We start from the raw sequence: 16,277 nt of genomic DNA, 5'->3' as shown, positions 1-16,277 counted from the left end.
GGGGACCGTGGTGGTGCGGGCCGGGGGCGGGGTCGTGCGGGAACGGCCGTGGTGTCAGGGCAGGGCGGGCGCCGGGAAGCCGGTCAGCAGTGCGTCGGCCTGTTCCAGCCCGCTCTCCAGGGAGATCTCCCGCAGCGTCTGCGGCGGGCGGACCGTGGCGAACGTGACGAGGCCGTCCCGGGACAGGCAGCCGTACACCCCCGGCCGGGGCAGGCTGTTGTACGCCCACGGCGCCGAGAAGTAGTAGGCGCCCGTGTCGTGCAGCACGACCAGGTCGCCCTCGGCGAGCTCGGGCAGCGAGAGCTCGTGCGCCACGACGTCCCCGGCGAAGCAGAGCGGCCCGGCGACGTCCTGCGGCAGCGGAGGCGTCCGCTTCGGGCTCCCGTCCGGACCGTGGGCGGACACCCGCAGCGGCCAGGCGCCCGGCATGAGGACCGTGCGGGTGGCGACCTGCCCGCCGGCGTGGGTGAGGGCGATCCGACGGCCGCCCGCGTCCTTGACGTACTCCACACGCGCCGCGAGGAAGCCGTTCTTGGCGAGCAGGGAGCGGCCGAACTCGGTGACGAGCCGGTAGCGGCCGTCCAGCAGGGCCGGTTCGGCCGCGGCGAGCGCGGCCACGTACTCGGCGTAGGTGGGCGTGACGGTGTCGTCGGCGAAGTTCACCGGGAGGCCGCCGCCGAGGTCGAGGCTGGTCACCTGCCGGCGGCCGGCCCGGGCGTCGATCTCCTCGGCGAGGCGGTGCAGGGCGGCGAGCCCCTCGGCGATCAGGGGCAGGGGGCATCCCTGCGAGCCGACGTGGGCGTGCAGCCGGGTCAGCCAGGGCCGCCGCGCGAAGGCCTCGACGACCCGGGCGCGGGCCCCCGGATCGCGCAGCGCCACACCGAACTTGGAGTGCTCCGTCGCGGTGCTCATCGCCCCGATGGTCCCGCTGCCGACCTGCGGATTGACCCGCAGTCCGACGACGGACCCGCAGTCCGCCGGGCGCAGGGCGTCGACGCGTTCGAGTTCGGCGAGGTTGTCGGCGTTCACCGCGACCCCCAGGGAGAGGGCCTCGTGGAGTTCAGCGCGGGTCTTGGCGGGGGAGTCCAGCACGATCCGCGCCGGGGGGAAGCCGGCGTCGAGCGCCAGCCGCAGCTCCCCCTGGCTCGCCACCTCGCAGCCCATCCCGGCTTCGGCGAGCAGCCGCAGCACCGGCACCAGGGCGCACGCCTTGGCCGCGAAGGTGTGCAGCACCTCCGGGACCCCCGCGAACGCCTCGTGCAGCCCGGCGACGCTGTCGCGCACCCCCTGGACGTCGACGAACCCTGCCAGCGGCCGGTCCTCGCCGATCAGCCCTTCGGCCACGGCCCGGCGGAGGACGGACGCCACCCGCACGGCGCCGCCCTCGGCGGTGTCCCGGGTGTCCCGGGCGTCCTGGCCGTCCCGGGTGTCCCGGGTGTCCCGGCTGTCCCGGATGCCCCGGGTCTCCCTTGTCTCCCTTGCCTCCCTCGACTCCTTCGTCTCCTTGCTGTCCTTGCTGTCCTCGATCTCCCTGTTCTCCCCGGGGAACGACACGTCCTGGTCTCCTTCGCTGCTGCGGGAACGGGCGGTCGACTCCAGGTTCGCCCCTCCCCGCGCCGTCCGTCTTCGGCGGCCCGCACAAAGAGCACGGAACCCCCGTGGCGGCGCACCGACGTCAGGGCCCCGTCGCGCCGAAGACCGGTGACATTGCCGGTCCCCCCGCCACCGCGCTGCTCCGACAGTGACACCTCCAGCCCGCCCACGGCCCGCCCGGCTGGGCGGGCCGTCACGACCGAGAGGACGACTCGTCGTGCAGCAGACAGCCCGCACCGGTGCCGCCCACCGCAGGCCCACCGGCTTCCCCCACCACAGGTCCGGCCGGATCGCCGGCCTGGCGGCGGCGATCGCCGCGGTCGTCGGACTCACCACCCTCAGCGGCCCCGGGGCACAGGCCGCGGACAACCCCTACGAGCGGGGCCCGGCGCCCACCACCTCGAGCATCGAGGCCTCGCAGGGCCCGTACGCCGTCTCGGAGACCTCCGTCTCCTCCCTGGTCGTCACCGGCTTCGGCGGAGGCACCATCTACTACCCGACCAGCACCGCGGACGGCACCTTCGGTGCCATCGCGATCTCCCCGGGCTTCACCGCCTACCAGTCCTCCATCGCCTGGCTGGGACCGCGGCTGGCCTCGCAGGGCTTCGTCGTCTTCACCATCGACACGATCACCACGGCCGACCAGCCGGATTCGCGCGGGGACCAGTTGCTCGCCGCCCTGGACTACCTCACCCAGCGCAGCTCCGTCCGCACCCGCATCGACAGCTCCCGGCTCGGTGTGATGGGCCACTCGATGGGCGGCGGCGGCAGCCTCGAAGCCGCCAAGACCCGCCCCTCCCTCCAGGCCTCGATCCCGCTGACGCCCTGGAACCTCGACAAGACCTGGCCGGAGATCACCACCCCCACCCTGATCGTCGGGGCCGACGGCGACACGGTCGCCCCGGTGGCCAGCCACGCCGAGCCGTTCTACACGTCCCTGCCGTCCTCGCTCGACCGCGCCTACCTGGAGCTGAACAGCGCCACCCACTTCACCCCGAACACGTCGAACACGACGATCGCGAAGTACAGCATCTCGTGGCTGAAGCGGTTCATCGACAACGACACCCGCTACGAGCAGTTCCTGTGCCCGCTGCCCCGGGCGAGCCTCACGATCGAGGAGTACCGGGGCAACTGCCCGCACACCTCGTGACGCCGGTCCCGGCACCGGACGAGCGGCGGCCGCGCATCCCGCGCGACCGCCGCTGTCGTTGTGCCCGCGCACGGCCGGGAACGGCCGGCGCTGGGCGTCGGCACAAGCCGCATCCGGTCCGTCACCCGTGAACGCCCAGCTCACCGGTGGCAGGCGTGTTCCCCGCGGCGCGGACGCAAGCCTTCCGTCTCTCGTTACGCGTGCGTAACGTCGCGTGAATGACCGGACAGCTGACCGTTCAGGGCGGGTGTGCACGGGCCGTGACAGGAGAACCCGGTTGCGGCCGCACGCGGTTCCTCGATTCCGTGGCGCACGCGTTCTCATCCGGAGCCGCCGGAGCCGCCGGAGCCGCCGGAGCCACTGGAAGCGATGGGACTGCCAGAGTCGCGGGAGTTGCCGGAGTTGCGGGAGGTGCGGAGGCCGTCGCGGGCCCGGGTGCCGCCGACGGCGTCGGGGGTGGTGCGGTCGGTGCCGGCGGGGGAGCGGTGGTGCGGGTCCGGGCCGATCCGGCGCTCGCGGCCGTACCCGGCAGCGGTCTGCGCACCCTGCTGCGCGCCCTCGGCGAGATCACCGGGCGAGCGCCCGCGGGGGCGTCGGGCGGGGCCCTGCTCGACGTGCTGCGCGCTGTCGGACCCCCGCTCCTGGTGTGCGTGGACGACGCCCACCTGTGGGACGCCACCTCCCGCGCGGCCCTGGGCCACGCCGCCGCACGCCTTCCCGCCACGGCGGGCGTGAGCCTGCTCCTCAGCATCCCCGGACACCGCCCGCCCGACCCCGAGTTCGCCGGACTGCCGCCGCTGCGGGTGGACCCGCTGTCCCCGGAGGAGGCGGCCGCCCTGGTGGACGAGGCCGCGGGCGGGGCGGTCGACGCGGGCGTACGGGACGAGGTCGTCGACGCGGCCGAGGGCAACCCGGCGCTGCTGCTCGCCGTCGTCCGGCGGCTCTCGCCCGCCCAGTTGCGGGGCGAACGCCGGCTGCCGCTGCCGTTGGCCGACGGCGACGTGCTGACCGGCCTGGCCGGTGGCCTGCTGTCCGGGGCGACGCCGGAGCAGCGGGACGTCCTGCTGACGGTGGCCGCCGCCGTACGCGACGCCGACGGCGCGGGGTACGCGGGGCGCGTGGAGCACGCGGGTACCGCCGGAGGGAGCCCCGCCGGCGCCGTCGTCCCGGAGCACCCCGCCGTCGACGTCGGACTCGTCCTGCGCGCGGTGGAGTACCTCCGCGACGGCGGGCCCCCGGACGCTTCCGGCCACCCGCTGCCGGACCTGCTGACGGAGGCCGACGGCGAGGTGCGGTTCCACAGCGAACTGCTGCGCAGGACGGTGTACGAGGGAGCACCGGCCGAGCGGCGCCGGGCCGTGCACCGCGCACTGGCCCGGGCGTCGGAGGGCGGGGACCCGGCGCTGCGCACGCTGCTGCACCGCGCGTGGGCCGGAGCCGGCACGGCGGCCGAACTGGCGGCCGCGGCGGCCGACCCGGCCGGCTCGGCTCCCCGGGGGCTGCGGTGCGCCGCGTACACCCGCGCCGCCGAACTGACCGAGGACGCCGCACGACGCGCCGAGTGGTACCTGGCCGCCGCCGAACAGGCCCTGCTCGCCGGCCGTCGGCACCGGGCGTCACGGCTGCTCGACGCCGCCCGGACCGGTGGGGCGCCCGCTCTCGTACGAGGCCGTGCCGAGTTGCTGCGCGGCACGACGTTGCTGCACGACGGACCGGTCGACGAGGCCCGCGCCTCCCTGCTGCTCGCCACCTCGCTGCTGGCCGGGCCGGCCCCCGACCAGGCGGCGAGAGCGGCCCTCGGCGCCTCGGACGCGGCCTGGGCGGCGGGCGACACCGCCGGGTGCCTGCGGGCGCTGGGCCGGAGCGGGGACGCGGCCCCGGCGGCGGGTGCGGCTGGGACGACGAGTGCGGGGGCGGCCGCGCGGGCGGGGCTGGCCGTGGTGAGGGGGGCGACTCCCGGGAAGGCGGCCACGGCGGGGGAGCCGGGAACCTCTGCGGCGACCGGCACGGCCGGGCCGACCGGCTCGCCCTCGGCAGACACCGCGGCGCGCGGTTCGTCCTCGGCAGACGCCGCGGCGCGCGGTTCGTCCTCGGCAGACGCCGCGGCGCGCGCGGGGGCGGAAGCGCGGAGCGCTGCCGTGGCGGACGCCGCGTCGTCCTCGGGGGGCGGTGTCGCCGCCGTGGAGGCCACGGTCGTGGGAGGCGCCGCTGCCGAGGCGGGGCGCACGGCCGCCGAGCGGGGCGTAGCACTCGCTTCCGACTACCGGCGCGGCCTGCTCGCCCTGCTGGAAGGCGACTTCCCGGCGGCGGCCGAGCCACTGCGGCGGGTGCTGGAGCGGGCGGAGGGCGGCGACGAGCCGGAGGACGCCCTGCGCGCGGCGGGGGCGGCGCTGATGGTCGGTGAGCTGGACGCCGGGCGCCGGGCGGGCACCCGGGCGCTGGCCGCCGCCCGCACGCTGGGCAGCGTCCCGGCGGTGCCCCGGGCCCGGGAGTACCTCGCCTACGTCGAACTGCGCGCCGGGCGGCACGCCCTCGCCCGCACCCACGCCGAGGAGGGACTGCGCGCCGCGCAGGCGGCCCGGCAGCGCAACACCGCCGCCCACCACCACGCCGTACTGGCCCTGGCGGCGTCCATCGAGGGGGAGACCGACCTGGTCGCCGGGCACGTGGCCGCGGCGCTGACCATCGCCCGGCGCCATGGACTCGCCCAGGCCACGACCCTCGCGGAGTGGGCGGCGGCCCGTGCCGACCTGGCCCGCGGGCGCCCCCGGGAAGCCGCGGACCGGCTCGGACCGCTGGTGCGGCCGGGCCCCCGGCGCGGGCACTTCGCGGTGTGGATGCTGGCCGTGCCCTGCTTCGTGGAGGCCGCCGCGTCCGCCGGACAGCCCGACGGCGCACGGGCAGCCGTCGAGGACTACACGCTGTGGGCCGGGTTCGGCGCCGACCCGCAGGCCCCCGCCCTGCTGCTGCGCTGCCGGGCCCTGCTGGCCCCGCCGGACCGGGCCGACGCGCTCTACCGGCACGCCCTCGACCTGCACGAGGCGGCCGGCGGCGACTTCGAACGGGCCCGCACCGAGCTCCTGCACGGCAAATGGCTGCGCCGCCGGCGCCGGCTCGGCGAGGCGCGCGACCGCCTCGGCGCCGCCCTGGTCGGCTTCGAACGCTGCGGCGCCCGCGCCTGGGCGGAGCAGACCCGCGACGAGCTGCGCGCAGGCGGTGCCTCGCCGAGCGGCACGCGGGCCGGCGCCGGGCTGTCGCTGCTGACACCGCAACAACTGCGCATCGCCCGGTGCGTCGCCGAGGGCGCCACCAACCGGGAGGTGGCCCTGACCCTCTCCGTGAGCACCCGCACCGTCGACTACCACCTGAGGAAGGTCTTCGCCGCGCTCGGCGTCCGCTCCCGTCTCGAACTGGCCAGAATGGTCGAACAGGCCGAAAAGAGCGCTGCACACCCCTAGGGACCGACCGGACGGTATGTCATCCTGCGGGGCAGGACGAGCCAGACGGCTGCCCCGCGCGGACTTCACGGCCCACCCGGAGCCGGACGGAGCCCCGCCGCGCGGGGCCACCGGCACACCACCTGGGGGAGGACCGGGATGCACCACGCCCTACGGCCACGGACCGCGTTGCGCCCCGCACCGGCCGGACCGGCCCTGCGGCCGCGCCCGCCACGCGTCCGCTCGCTGATCGACGCCGACGCCCTGTCCGTCCTGCACCGGGCCGCCAGGGCCCTGCTGGACGACCTGCCCGACCTCACCGACCGGCTGGTCGCCGCGCTCCAGGAGCAGGAACCCGCCTACCGGGCGGCCGTGGAGAGCGAAGCCGCCGCCACCTGGCAGGAGGCCCACCGCTCACTGCGCCACAGCGTGTCCTCGCTGCTCGACCCGCGCGGCAGCCGGGACGCGGCGCGCCGCTGCTCCTGGAAGATCGGGGCGACCCGCGCCGAGCAGGGACTGCCGCTGGACGCCCTGCTGCACGCGTTCCGGCTCGGCGGCTCGCTGGTGTGGCAGTGCCTGGTGGAGGAGACCTCCCGGAACGCCCCCGAGGACGTACGCCTCCTCGTGCATGTCGCCGCCGACGTGTGGAACTTCGTCGACGAGCACTGCACCCTCGTCGCGGACGCCTACCGGCAGGTCGAACGGCAGCTGGCGTGGCGGCGCGAGAACCGGCTGCGGCTGCTGGCCGCGGCCCTCCTCGACGGGACCAGCCGCATCGCCGACCTCCCGGAGGCCGCGCAGGCACTCGACCTCCCCGAGCACGGCCGCTACGCGGTCGTGGCGGTGGCCGGCGGAACCCCCTCCGAGGCGGCGGCGGCCCGCGCCGCCGCCGGGCGGGAGGCACGGGTGTACTGGAACACGGGCGTCGACGTCGACTACGGCATCGTCCTGCTGGGCGACGGTGACGGTGAGGGCGAGGGCGCCTCCGAGGGCCGTGGCGACGGAGCGAGCGGCGGTGGCAGTGGCGGCGGCAGCGCCGGCATCGGCGGCATCGGCGGCGGCACGGGCCGCACGTCCGCCGGCCCGCTCGGCCGCCCGTGTCCGGCCACGGAGGCCGGGGACGGCGGCCCGCCCTCGGCCGCGCGCGTGGGCATCAGTACGGCCGTGTCCGGGCTGGCCGCCGTCGGGGACGCCCGACGCCTCGCGGACACCGCCCTGCGGATGTGCCCGCAGACCGGCGGAACCATCCGGCTCACCGAGCACCTCCCGGCCGCGCTGGTGATCTCCTCACCCGATCTCGCCGCGGCGCTCGCGGAGCGCGTCCTCGGCCCGCTGCGCGCCCTGGAGCCCGCCGACACGGCCGTCCTGCTGGACACCCTGGCCACCTGGCTGGCCTGCGACGGCTCCGCGCAGCGGGCGGGGGAGCGGCTCTACTGCCACCGCAACACCGTCCTCAACCGCCTGCGCCGCTACGAACAACTCACCGGACGCAGTCTCTCCCGCCCGGCCGACGTCGTGGAGATCAGCCTGGCCCTGGCGACCCGCACCCCGCACCGAGGATGACGCGAAGCCGTCCCTGAGCCCCCGGCCTCTGGGCACCCCCAGCCCCCCCGACACGCACCACCGACAGCCCCCCGCCCGCCGACCACCCCTGCCCCGACGACCGGCCCGTCAGCCGACCGGCCGCCCTGCGTCGACGGCCCTGCGCCGGCTGGCCTGCGTCGACGGCCCTGCGCCGGCCGCCCTGCGTCGACGGCCCTGCGTCGACGGCCCTGCGTCGACGGCCCTGCGCCGGCCGCCCTGCGTCGACGGCCCTGCGTCGACGGCCCTGCGCCGGCTGGCCTGCGCCGGCCGCCCTCCGGCCTGACGCCTTGCCCCCCTCTGGCGCCTTGCCCCCCGGGCGGCTGGCCCCTCCGACGGTCGGTCGACCGTCCGACGGTCGGCTCCCGCCTGGGCTGTCGGCCCCAGCCCGGTGGCCGGCTTCCGGGCTCGTGAGCGCGCTTCCGGCTGGACCGTCGGCTGCCGTCCGGAGCAGGCTCCGCCCACGGTCAGTGTTTTCGGCCCGGGGGCGCACGGCCGGGAACGCCCACCGTGGGTGGGCGCGGCAGCCGACCCGCTCCTGGCCCGTCGGCAAGCCCCCACCCCACCGCCAGCCCACCGCCGCCCCGCACCGCCCCCCCGCCAGACTCCGCCCCTGCCCACACCCCCCCGCCCAGACCCCGCTCCCCCCGCCCCAGCTCCGCCCCCGCCCCCTGGGCGCCCGCACAACCCTCCCGGGCCGCCGCTGGGCCCGCGCAGCGAGAGGGCTCACACGCCTGTACCGGCGCGTAGCCCGCGTGCTGTCGTGAGCTCCCCTTCCCACGAAGTCCCACGAAGTGCCGTGTCCCCGTGGCACGGACCCGAGGAGCCGCGATGCCCGAAGCACCTCCGCAGGACCCGCCCGCGCTGCACGTCGAAGGCCTGGACGTGACGTACGGGCGAGCCCTGTCAGCTCTGCGCTCCGTGTCCCTGACCGTCCCGCACGGCGCGGTCGTGGCCCTGCTCGGCGCGAACGGCGCCGGCAAGTCCACGCTGCTGCGGGCCCTCTCGGGCACCCTGCGCCTGCACCGCGGCACCGTCACCGCCGGCCGGGCCCGGTACGGCGGCACCGACCTCGACGGACGCGACCCGGTAGCCGCGGTCCGGGCGGGCGTCGTCCAGGTCCCCGAAGGCAGACGCGTCTTCGCCGGTCTCACCGTCGAGGAGAACCTGCGCACCGGCGGCCTCGGCCTCGGCCGGCGCCGGCCCGACCAGGTCCGCGAGGCCCGCGACCGGGTCTACGGCCTGTTCCCGGTGCTCGCGGAGCGCAGCCGCCAGGCCGCCGGTCTGCTCTCCGGCGGCGAACAGCAGATGCTCGCCATCGGCCGCGCCCTGATGGCCGCCCCGCGCCTGCTCCTGCTCGACGAGCCCTCCCTCGGCCTCGCGCCGCGCATGGTGTTCCGGATCGCCGAGGTGATCCGGGAGATCAACGAGCAGGGCACGGCCGTCCTGCTGGTCGAGCAGAACGCCGGGATGGCGCTCTCCCTCGCCGACCACGCGTACGTCCTCGACGTGGGCGAGATCCGGCTCTCCGGCCGCGCCGACGACCTGGCCCGGACCGACGAGGTGCGCCGCCTGTACCTCGGCGACACGGCCGGCGACCAGGGGGCCGCGTGAACATCCGCTCCACCGGCCGTACGACGGACCGTTCCAGCGGCCGTACGACGGACCGCTCCGCCCGCCGTACGACGGACCGCTCCGCCCGCCGTGGACCGGGCCCCGTCGGCGGCCCTGCGGCAGCCCACCCGCTCGGCGCTCACGGCGACCGGCTCCCGGACCCGCCCCCCGAGCTCCGCGTCCGGGACGTCACCGTGCGCTTCGCCGGGCTCACCGCCCTGGACGGGGTCTCGTTCACCGTGGCACCGGGGTCCGTGCACGCCCTCATCGGACCCAACGGCGCCGGCAAGTCGACCTGCTTCAACGTCCTGTCCGGCCTGTACCGTCCGGCCGCCGGCCAGGTCCTGCTCGGTGACACCGACGTGACGGGGCTCGCCCCCCACCGGATCGCCGCGCTGGGCGTGGCCCGCACCTTCCAGAACATCGTCACCACCGAGGGCACCGTCGCCGACAACCTGATGCTCGGCCGGCACGCCCTCACCCGGGCCGGCTTCGCCGCCAGCGCCCTGCGCCTGCCGCACGCCGTGCGCGAGCAGCGCGAGCACCTCGACCGGGTGCGCGAGATCGCCGAACTCACCGGCCTGGCCGACCGCTTCGACGCACCCGTGGCCCTGCTGTCGTACGGCGACCGCAAACGCGTCGAGCTGGCCCGAGCCCTCTGCCTGGAACCCCGGGTCCTGCTCCTGGACGAGCCGGTGGCCGGTATGAACGGCGCCGAGCGCGAGCGCACCGCGGAGGTCGTCCGGACGGTCCGCGACCGGCTCGGGCTGTCCGTCCTGCTCGTGGAGCACGACATGGGCCTGGTCATGCGCCTCGCCGACGAGGTCACCGTCCTCGACTTCGGCCGCCCCCTCGCCCACGGCACCCCCGACGAGGTCCGCCGCCACCCCGAGGTCCTGCGCGCCTACCTCGGCACCGGCGCCCCCGAGGACGACGCGGAAGCCGCCACCGACGCGGAGGCCACCACCGGCCAGGCGACCGCCGGGGAGGAGACCCGATGACCACCTTCCTCGACACCCTCCTCAACGGCCTCGCCCTGGGCGCCGTCTACGCCCTGGTCGCGCTCGGCTTCGTCGTCATCTTCAAGGCCTCGGGCGTCCTCAACTTCGCCCACGGCTCGCTGCTCCTGCTCGGCGGCTACCTCGTCGCCGTCCTCCACGACGACCTCGGCTTCGCCGGCGCCCTCGCGGTGGCCGTCCTGGCGACCGCGGCCGTCGCCGGCGCCCTGGACCGGCTGCTGCTGCAACGCGGCGACCCCGATCCGAAGGCCGCCCACGTGCAGACCATCGTCACCATCGGCGTGGACATCGTCCTGCTGACCGACCTGGCCCGGCGCATCGGCGGCGACCTGCTCACCCTCGGCGACCCCTGGGGGGACGCGGTGACCGGCCTCGGCCCGGTGACCGTCGCCGACAGCCGGCTCGCCGCCATCCTGGTCTCCGCCGTCGTCATCGGCGGCGTCTTCGCCCTGTTCCGGTTCACGCCGTGGGGGCTGTCCCTGCGGGCGGCGGCCGAGGACGTGGAGGCGGCCGCCCTGATGGGCGTACGCCTCAGCCGGGTGCGCATGCTCGCCTGGTGCCTGGCCGGCGGCCTGGCCGCCCTCGCCGCCGTGTTCCTCGCCGCCTTCCCGGCACCCGGCCTGGAACGCACCACCGGCCAGATCGCCCTCAAGGCGTTCCCGGCGGCCATCCTCGGCGGCATGGCCTCACCGCCCGGCGCCCTCGCGGGCAGCCTGATCATCGGCCTGACCGAGGCGCTCGCCGCCGGCTACCAGTCCGAACTGCACGTCCTCGGCGAGGGGTTCGGCGACGTCGCCCCGTACGCCGTGATGGTGGTCGTGCTGCTGGTGCGGCCCACCGGCCTGTTCGGCGGGAAGGGAGCCGTCCGTGTCTGAGCTGCTCCCCAAGGCGGCCCGGCTGCTGCTGCCCGCCCTCCTGCTGTGCGCCCTGCCCTTCTACCTGGACGCCTTCTGGCTGCGCATCGGCCTGTTCTCCATGGCCGCCGCCATCGGCGCCGTCGGCCTCGGCCTGCTCTCCGGCACCGCCGGCCAGCTCTCCCTCGGCCACGCCTTCTTCCTCGCCGTGGGCGCCTACGGCTACACCTGGCTGGCCGGCGAGCCCGGCCCGGCGCTGCCCCCGGCGCTCGCCACCGTCCTCGCCGTCCTGCTGGCCGGCGCGGCGGGCGGCCTGTTCAGCCCCGTCGCCGGGCGCGTGCGCGGCATCTACCTCGGCGTCGCCACCCTCGCGCTGGTCTTCCTCGGCCACCATGTGCTGCTGACCGCCGACTCGGTCACCGGCGGCTTCAACGGCCGTTCCGTCCCGCCGCTCACCCTGGGCGGCTTCGCCTTCACCGCGGACGACCCCGAACTCACCGTGCTCGGCGTGCCGTTCGGCGCGGAGGAGCGCCTGTGGTACCTCGGTCTCGCCCTGCTCGCGCTCACCTGGTTCACCGCGCGCGGACTGCTGCGCGGCCGCCCCGGACGCGCCCTGGCCGCCGTACGGGACAGCGAGACCGCGGCGGCCGTGATGGGCGTGAACGTCGCCCGCTACCGCTCGGCGGCCTTCGTCGTGTCGTCGATGTACGCCGGCCTGGCCGGGGTCCTCCTCGCCCTGTCCTTCCGCCGCGTCGTGCCCGACTACTTCGGCCTGGCCCTCTCCGTCGACTACCTCGCCATGATCGTCATCGGGGGTCTGGGCTCCGTCGCCGGCGCCACCGCGGGCGCCGTCTTCGTCACCGCCCTGCCGCTGCTGATGACCCGTTACGCCGACCAGCTGCCCCTGGTCGCCGCCCCCGGCACGGGCGGCGAGGGCGCGGTCGGCCCGACCGAGGCGGCCCGCTACCTGTACGGCGCGGCCATCGTCCTCATCCTGCTGTACGCGCCCGACGGACTGCACGGCCTGACCCGCCGCCTCCGTGCCCGCCGGCGCCGCGCCCCCTCCGCGGACCGCGCCCCGGCGCCCCGCCCGCCCGCCACACCCGCCTCACCCGCACGAGCCAAGGAGCCCACCCCGTGAAGACCGAGCACCACAGACACCGCACCCCCGGCACCGCCCTCGCCGCGGCCCTCGCCGCGCTGCTGATCGCGGCCACCGGCTGCAGCTCCAAGGCGGACGGCGGCAGCACCTCCGACGGCGCCGACGGCGTGAAGTCCGGCCCCGGCGTGACCGAGAAGTCGATCAGGCTCGGCGCCCTCACCGACCTCACCGGCCCATACGCCACCCTCGGCAAGAGCATCGTCCAGGCCCAGCAGATGTGGGCCGACGAGACCAACGCGGACGGCGGCATCTGCGGCCGCAAGATCGAGATCGTCGTCAAGGACCACGGCTACGACGTCCAGAAGGCCGTCACCGCCTACGCCGACATCGCCCCCGACGTCCTCGCCCTGCCGCAGGTCATCGGCTCGCCCGTGGTCGCCGCCCTCCTCGACGACGTCGAACGCGACCACCTGCTCACCTTCCCGCAGGCGTGGGCCGCCTCGCTGCTCGGCAAGGACTCCATCCAGGTCCTCGGCACCACCTACGACCTCGACATGATCGCCGCGGTCGACTTCCTCACCCGTACCAAGGGCCTGGAGAAGGGCGACAGCGTCGGCCACGTCTACTTCGAGGGCGACTACGGCTCCAACGCGCTCGAGGGCTCCACCTGGGCCGCGCAGCAGGCCGGCCTGAAGATCGTCGACCAGAAGATCAAGGCGACGGACACGGACCTGTCCGCCCAGGTCTCGGCGCTGAAGAAGGCCGGGGTGAAGGCGGTCCTGATCAGCGCCGGACCCGCGCAGACCGCCTCCCTGGTGGGCGTCGCCGCCTCCCGCGGCCTGACGGTCCCCGTGGTCAGCAGCGCCCCCGGCTTCGCTCCGCAGCTGATGAAGACCCCGGCCGCGCCGGCCCTGACGGCCATGCTGAACGTGGTCAGCGCCGCGCCGGCCGTCAGCTCCGACCTCGGCGGGGTCAGGAGCATGGTCGCCGCCTACACGAAGAAGTACCCCGGCTCGCAGGTCGACTCCGGCGTCCTGTCGGGCTACAACGCGGCCCGGCTGCTGGGCGCCGACCTGGAGAAGGCCTGCGCGGCCGGCAGCCTGACCCGGGAGGACCTGGTCAAGGCGCACCGGTCGCAGAAGAACGCCGACACCGGCCTGGGCACCCCGCAGGACTTCTCCGACGTCTCCCGGCCCGCCTCGCAGTCGACGTACGTGCTCAAGCCCGACGCGAAGGCGGTCGGCGGGACGGTGAACGTCGAGGAGGCGCACGTCGCCCCGGGCGTGGAGGAGTACCTGACGTCCCGCTCGTGACACCTTGTTCGGTCTGGTGACGCCCGGTCCGGTCTCGTGACACCTGGTCCGGTCCGGTGACATCCGGTCCGGTCCGGGGACGCCCGGCCGGATTCAGCGCCCGCACTGCTGAATGGAATCGCTTTCTCTCGTTGGACCTCGGACGACGGTCGGGCCAGGCTGGAACCTGTGGGTCCGGTGTGCCGCAAACCCCTGGCGGCGCACCGGACCTGTCCGGTTTCCCCGACGGCGCGGAGAGGTCACGAGTCCGTGACCGACGGGCCGCTCGGGACGGGGGTTATCCCCGGCCACACCGGGAAAGAAAGCGCTTGCTGTGCGGGGGGCGACCAGAGCCCCCCGCAACGGCCCCTTCATCCGGCACCAGGGAGGACCACCGCCGATGGCGTCGTCGCACGACAGGCCCCTCGACCATCGCTACCGGGACGAACACCCGATCCGCACGCTCGCCTACCTCCTGCGCGCCGACCGCCGACGCCTGGCCGGCGCGGTCGTCGTGTTCACCGTCAAGCACAGCCCCATCTGGCTGCTGCCCCTCATCACCGCGTCCATCATCGACACCGTCGTCCAGCACCAGCCGATCGGCAAACTCTGGACGAGCGCCGGCGTCATCCTGTTCATCCTGGTCGTCAACTACCCGCTGCACCTGCTCTACGTCCGCCTCCTCTACGGCAGCGTCCGCCGCATGGGCACCACCCTGCGCTCCGCGCTGTGCACCCGGATGCAGCAGCTGTCCATCGGCTACCACTCCCGGGTCAGCGCCGGCGTGCTCCAGGCCAAGGTCGTACGGGACGTCGAGGCCGTCGAGCAGATGGTGCAGCAGACCGCGGAGAACGGCCTCGGCGCGCTCACCGTCCTCACCGGCGGTCTGGTCATCATCGCCGTGCGCACCCCGGAGTTCCTGCCCGTCTTCCTGGTCGTGGTGCCCGCCGCCGCGTTCGTCGTGGCCCGTCTCCGGTCCCGGCTGCGCACCCACAACGAGGACTTCCGCCACGAGGTGGAGACGCTCTCCTCCCGGGTGACGGAGATGACCCGGCTGATCCCGGTCACCCGCGCCCACGGCCTGGAGGGCAAGGCGCTGCGCCGCATGGACGGCACCCTGCACCGCCTGCTGACCTCCGGGATGCGCCTCGACCTCCTCAACGGCCGCTTCGGCTCGATCGCCTGGGTCGTCCTCAACGTCGTCGGGGTGCTCGTGCTGACCGGCGCCGCGCTGGTCTCGTACTACGACGTGTGGGGCGTCACCCCGGGCGACGTGGTCATGCTCAGCGCCTTCCTCACCACCCTCACCAACTCCACCACCACGCTCACCGGTCTCGCCCCGATCATCACCAAGGGACTGGAGTCGGTCCGCTCGGTCGGTGAGGTGCTCCAGGCGCCCGAACTGGAGGACAACGAGGGCAAGGCCGAACTCGCCCGTCTGCACGGCGCGGTGACCTTCGACCAGGTCGGATACGCGTACGAGAGCGGCCGGCCGGCGGTGCGCGACTTCACGCTGTCCGTGGCACCGGGCGAGACCGTCGCCCTGGTCGGTGCCTCCGGAGCGGGCAAGTCCACCGTCCTCAACCTCGTCATCGGCTTCATCCGGCCGACCTCGGGCCGACTGCTGCTCGACGGCACCGACATGAACACGCTGGACCTGCGCACCTACCGGCGCTTCGTGTCCGTCGTCCCGCAGGAGTCGATCCTCTTCGACGGCACCATCAGGGAGAACGTCGCCTACGGCATGGAGGACGAGGCCGACGAGGAGACGGTGCGCACGGCCCTGCGGGACGCCAACGCCCTGGAGTTCGTCGACCGGCTGCCCGAGGGCCTGGACACCCTCGTCGGTGAGCGCGGGGCACGGCTGTCGGGCGGGCAGAAGCAGCGGCTGGCGATCGCCCGCGCCCTGATCAGGGACCCCAAGGTGCTGATCCTCGACGAGGCCACCTCCGCGCTCGACACCCGCTCCGAGGCGCTCGTCCAGCAGGCCCTCGCCCGTCTGCTGCGCGGCCGCACCACGTTCGTGGTGGCGCACCGCCTGTCCACCGTGCGCGGCGCCGACCGCATCGTCGTGATGGGGGACGGCGAGATCCTGGAGACCGGCACCCACGAGGAACTCCTGCACCGCGGCGGCGCGTACACGGCGCTGCACGGGGGTCAGGCCGCCTGATGCCCGGACGGGGGCCAAGTGGCGGAAATCGTCCCCCCGGAGGGTGACGCCCGGCGCGCCCACGCATGAATCGCCCGGGTCCGGGCACACGCTGCGCACTACATCTGGAGAGAGGGGCGCTCGTGATCGTTCCGGACCCTAAGGCCGTCAGGACGTTGCTGACCCGGTACGCGTCGCTGAAGATCGCTCAGGCGGAGCGGGAGAGCCCGCAGACGGCCCGCGAGTTGGAGGACGTCACCTACACGCTGTGTGTCCTCATGGGCACCTCCGACGTGCGCGAGGCGGTCGCCGCGGCGGACGCCCTGCTCGTCTCCGCGGTGGGGAGCCCTCCGGCGGCCCGCGTACCGAGGCAGGAACCGGACCAGGGGAAGAGCCAGGGAAGGGACCAGGAGCGGGACGGGGAGAGCGGGCTGTCCCTGGCCGTCTGAGCGCCCGGACCACCGGGGAACGGACGATGTGCGCCCT

11 protein-coding genes are annotated in these 16,277 nt (G+C 75.3%); 10 read left to right on the top strand and 1 reads right to left on the bottom strand.

Going from position 1 to position 16,277, the window contains the following annotated elements:
• Positions 1–54: 54 nt before the first annotated feature.
• The gene (locus ACIP67_RS35295; protein WP_401697435.1) at positions 55–1,374 is read right to left on the bottom strand and encodes a diaminopimelate decarboxylase; all 1,320 of its coding nucleotides are present in this window, start codon (positions 1,372–1,374) and stop codon (positions 55–57) included.
• Between the two features lie 436 nt (positions 1,375–1,810).
• On the opposite strand from ACIP67_RS35295, the gene ACIP67_RS35290 reads away from it, so the two are divergent.
• The 10 genes from ACIP67_RS35290 (at position 1,811) to ACIP67_RS35245 (ending at position 16,240) form a co-directional block, all read left to right on the top strand.
• Positions 1,811–2,743 carry an alpha/beta hydrolase gene (locus tag ACIP67_RS35290; protein WP_401697368.1) on the top strand — a complete coding sequence of 311 codons (933 nt, stop codon included), beginning with the start codon at positions 1,811–1,813 and terminating at the stop codon, positions 2,741–2,743.
• Between the two features lie 488 nt (positions 2,744–3,231).
• Positions 3,232–6,201 carry a LuxR C-terminal-related transcriptional regulator gene (locus tag ACIP67_RS35285; RefSeq protein WP_401697366.1) on the top strand — a complete coding sequence of 990 codons (2,970 nt, stop codon included), beginning with the start codon at positions 3,232–3,234 and terminating at the stop codon, positions 6,199–6,201.
• A gap of 138 nt (positions 6,202–6,339) precedes the next feature.
• The gene (locus tag ACIP67_RS35280) at positions 6,340–7,743 is read left to right on the top strand and encodes a PucR family transcriptional regulator (protein ID WP_401697365.1); all 1,404 of its coding nucleotides are present in this window, start codon (positions 6,340–6,342) and stop codon (positions 7,741–7,743) included.
• A gap of 849 nt (positions 7,744–8,592) precedes the next feature.
• Positions 8,593–9,375 (top strand): ABC transporter ATP-binding protein, encoded by a 783-nt coding sequence (locus ACIP67_RS35275; protein ID WP_401697363.1) that lies wholly within the window; start codon positions 8,593–8,595, stop codon positions 9,373–9,375.
• Between the two features lie 194 nt (positions 9,376–9,569).
• Positions 9,570–10,376, top strand: coding sequence for an ABC transporter ATP-binding protein (locus tag ACIP67_RS35270; RefSeq protein ID WP_401697433.1), 807 nt, complete (start codon positions 9,570–9,572; stop codon positions 10,374–10,376).
• The gene (locus ACIP67_RS35265) at positions 10,373–11,269 is read left to right on the top strand and encodes a branched-chain amino acid ABC transporter permease (RefSeq protein ID WP_389518202.1); all 897 of its coding nucleotides are present in this window, start codon (positions 10,373–10,375) and stop codon (positions 11,267–11,269) included. The genes ACIP67_RS35270 and ACIP67_RS35265 overlap by 4 nt, the downstream gene beginning before the upstream one ends.
• Positions 11,262–12,389, top strand: a complete 1,128-nt coding sequence (locus ACIP67_RS35260) for a branched-chain amino acid ABC transporter permease (RefSeq protein ID WP_401697361.1) — start codon at positions 11,262–11,264, stop codon at positions 12,387–12,389. Before ACIP67_RS35265 ends, ACIP67_RS35260 begins: the two co-directional genes overlap by 8 nt.
• Positions 12,386–13,663, top strand: coding sequence for an ABC transporter substrate-binding protein (locus ACIP67_RS35255; protein ID WP_401697360.1), 1,278 nt, complete (start codon positions 12,386–12,388; stop codon positions 13,661–13,663). Before ACIP67_RS35260 ends, ACIP67_RS35255 begins: the two co-directional genes overlap by 4 nt.
• 379 nt (positions 13,664–14,042) lie before the next feature.
• The gene (locus ACIP67_RS35250) at positions 14,043–15,812 is read left to right on the top strand and encodes an ABC transporter ATP-binding protein (protein ID WP_401697359.1); all 1,770 of its coding nucleotides are present in this window, start codon (positions 14,043–14,045) and stop codon (positions 15,810–15,812) included.
• A gap of 122 nt (positions 15,813–15,934) precedes the next feature.
• Positions 15,935–16,240, top strand: coding sequence for a DUF5133 domain-containing protein (locus tag ACIP67_RS35245; RefSeq protein ID WP_401697357.1), 306 nt, complete (start codon positions 15,935–15,937; stop codon positions 16,238–16,240).
• Positions 16,241–16,277 lie beyond the last annotated feature (37 nt).

Origin of the sequence: Streptomyces sp. NPDC088812 (genome assembly GCF_044750285.1) — a bacterium.
Classification (GTDB): domain Bacteria; phylum Actinomycetota; class Actinomycetes; order Streptomycetales; family Streptomycetaceae; genus Streptomyces.
The sequence above is the reverse complement of the archived record's forward strand: the minus strand, read 5'-3'. Positions and strand labels throughout refer to the sequence as shown.

Coding starts and splice junctions, on each gene's coding strand:
- ACIP67_RS35280 (WP_401697365.1), top strand. CDS start 6,340: ATGCACCACGCCCTACGGCCACGGACCGCGTTGCGCCCCGCACCGGCC.
- ACIP67_RS35275 (WP_401697363.1), top strand. CDS start 8,593: ATGCCCGAAGCACCTCCGCAGGACCCGCCCGCGCTGCACGTCGAAGGC.
- ACIP67_RS35265 (WP_389518202.1), top strand. CDS start 10,373: ATGACCACCTTCCTCGACACCCTCCTCAACGGCCTCGCCCTGGGCGCC.
- ACIP67_RS35250 (WP_401697359.1), top strand. CDS start 14,043: ATGGCGTCGTCGCACGACAGGCCCCTCGACCATCGCTACCGGGACGAA.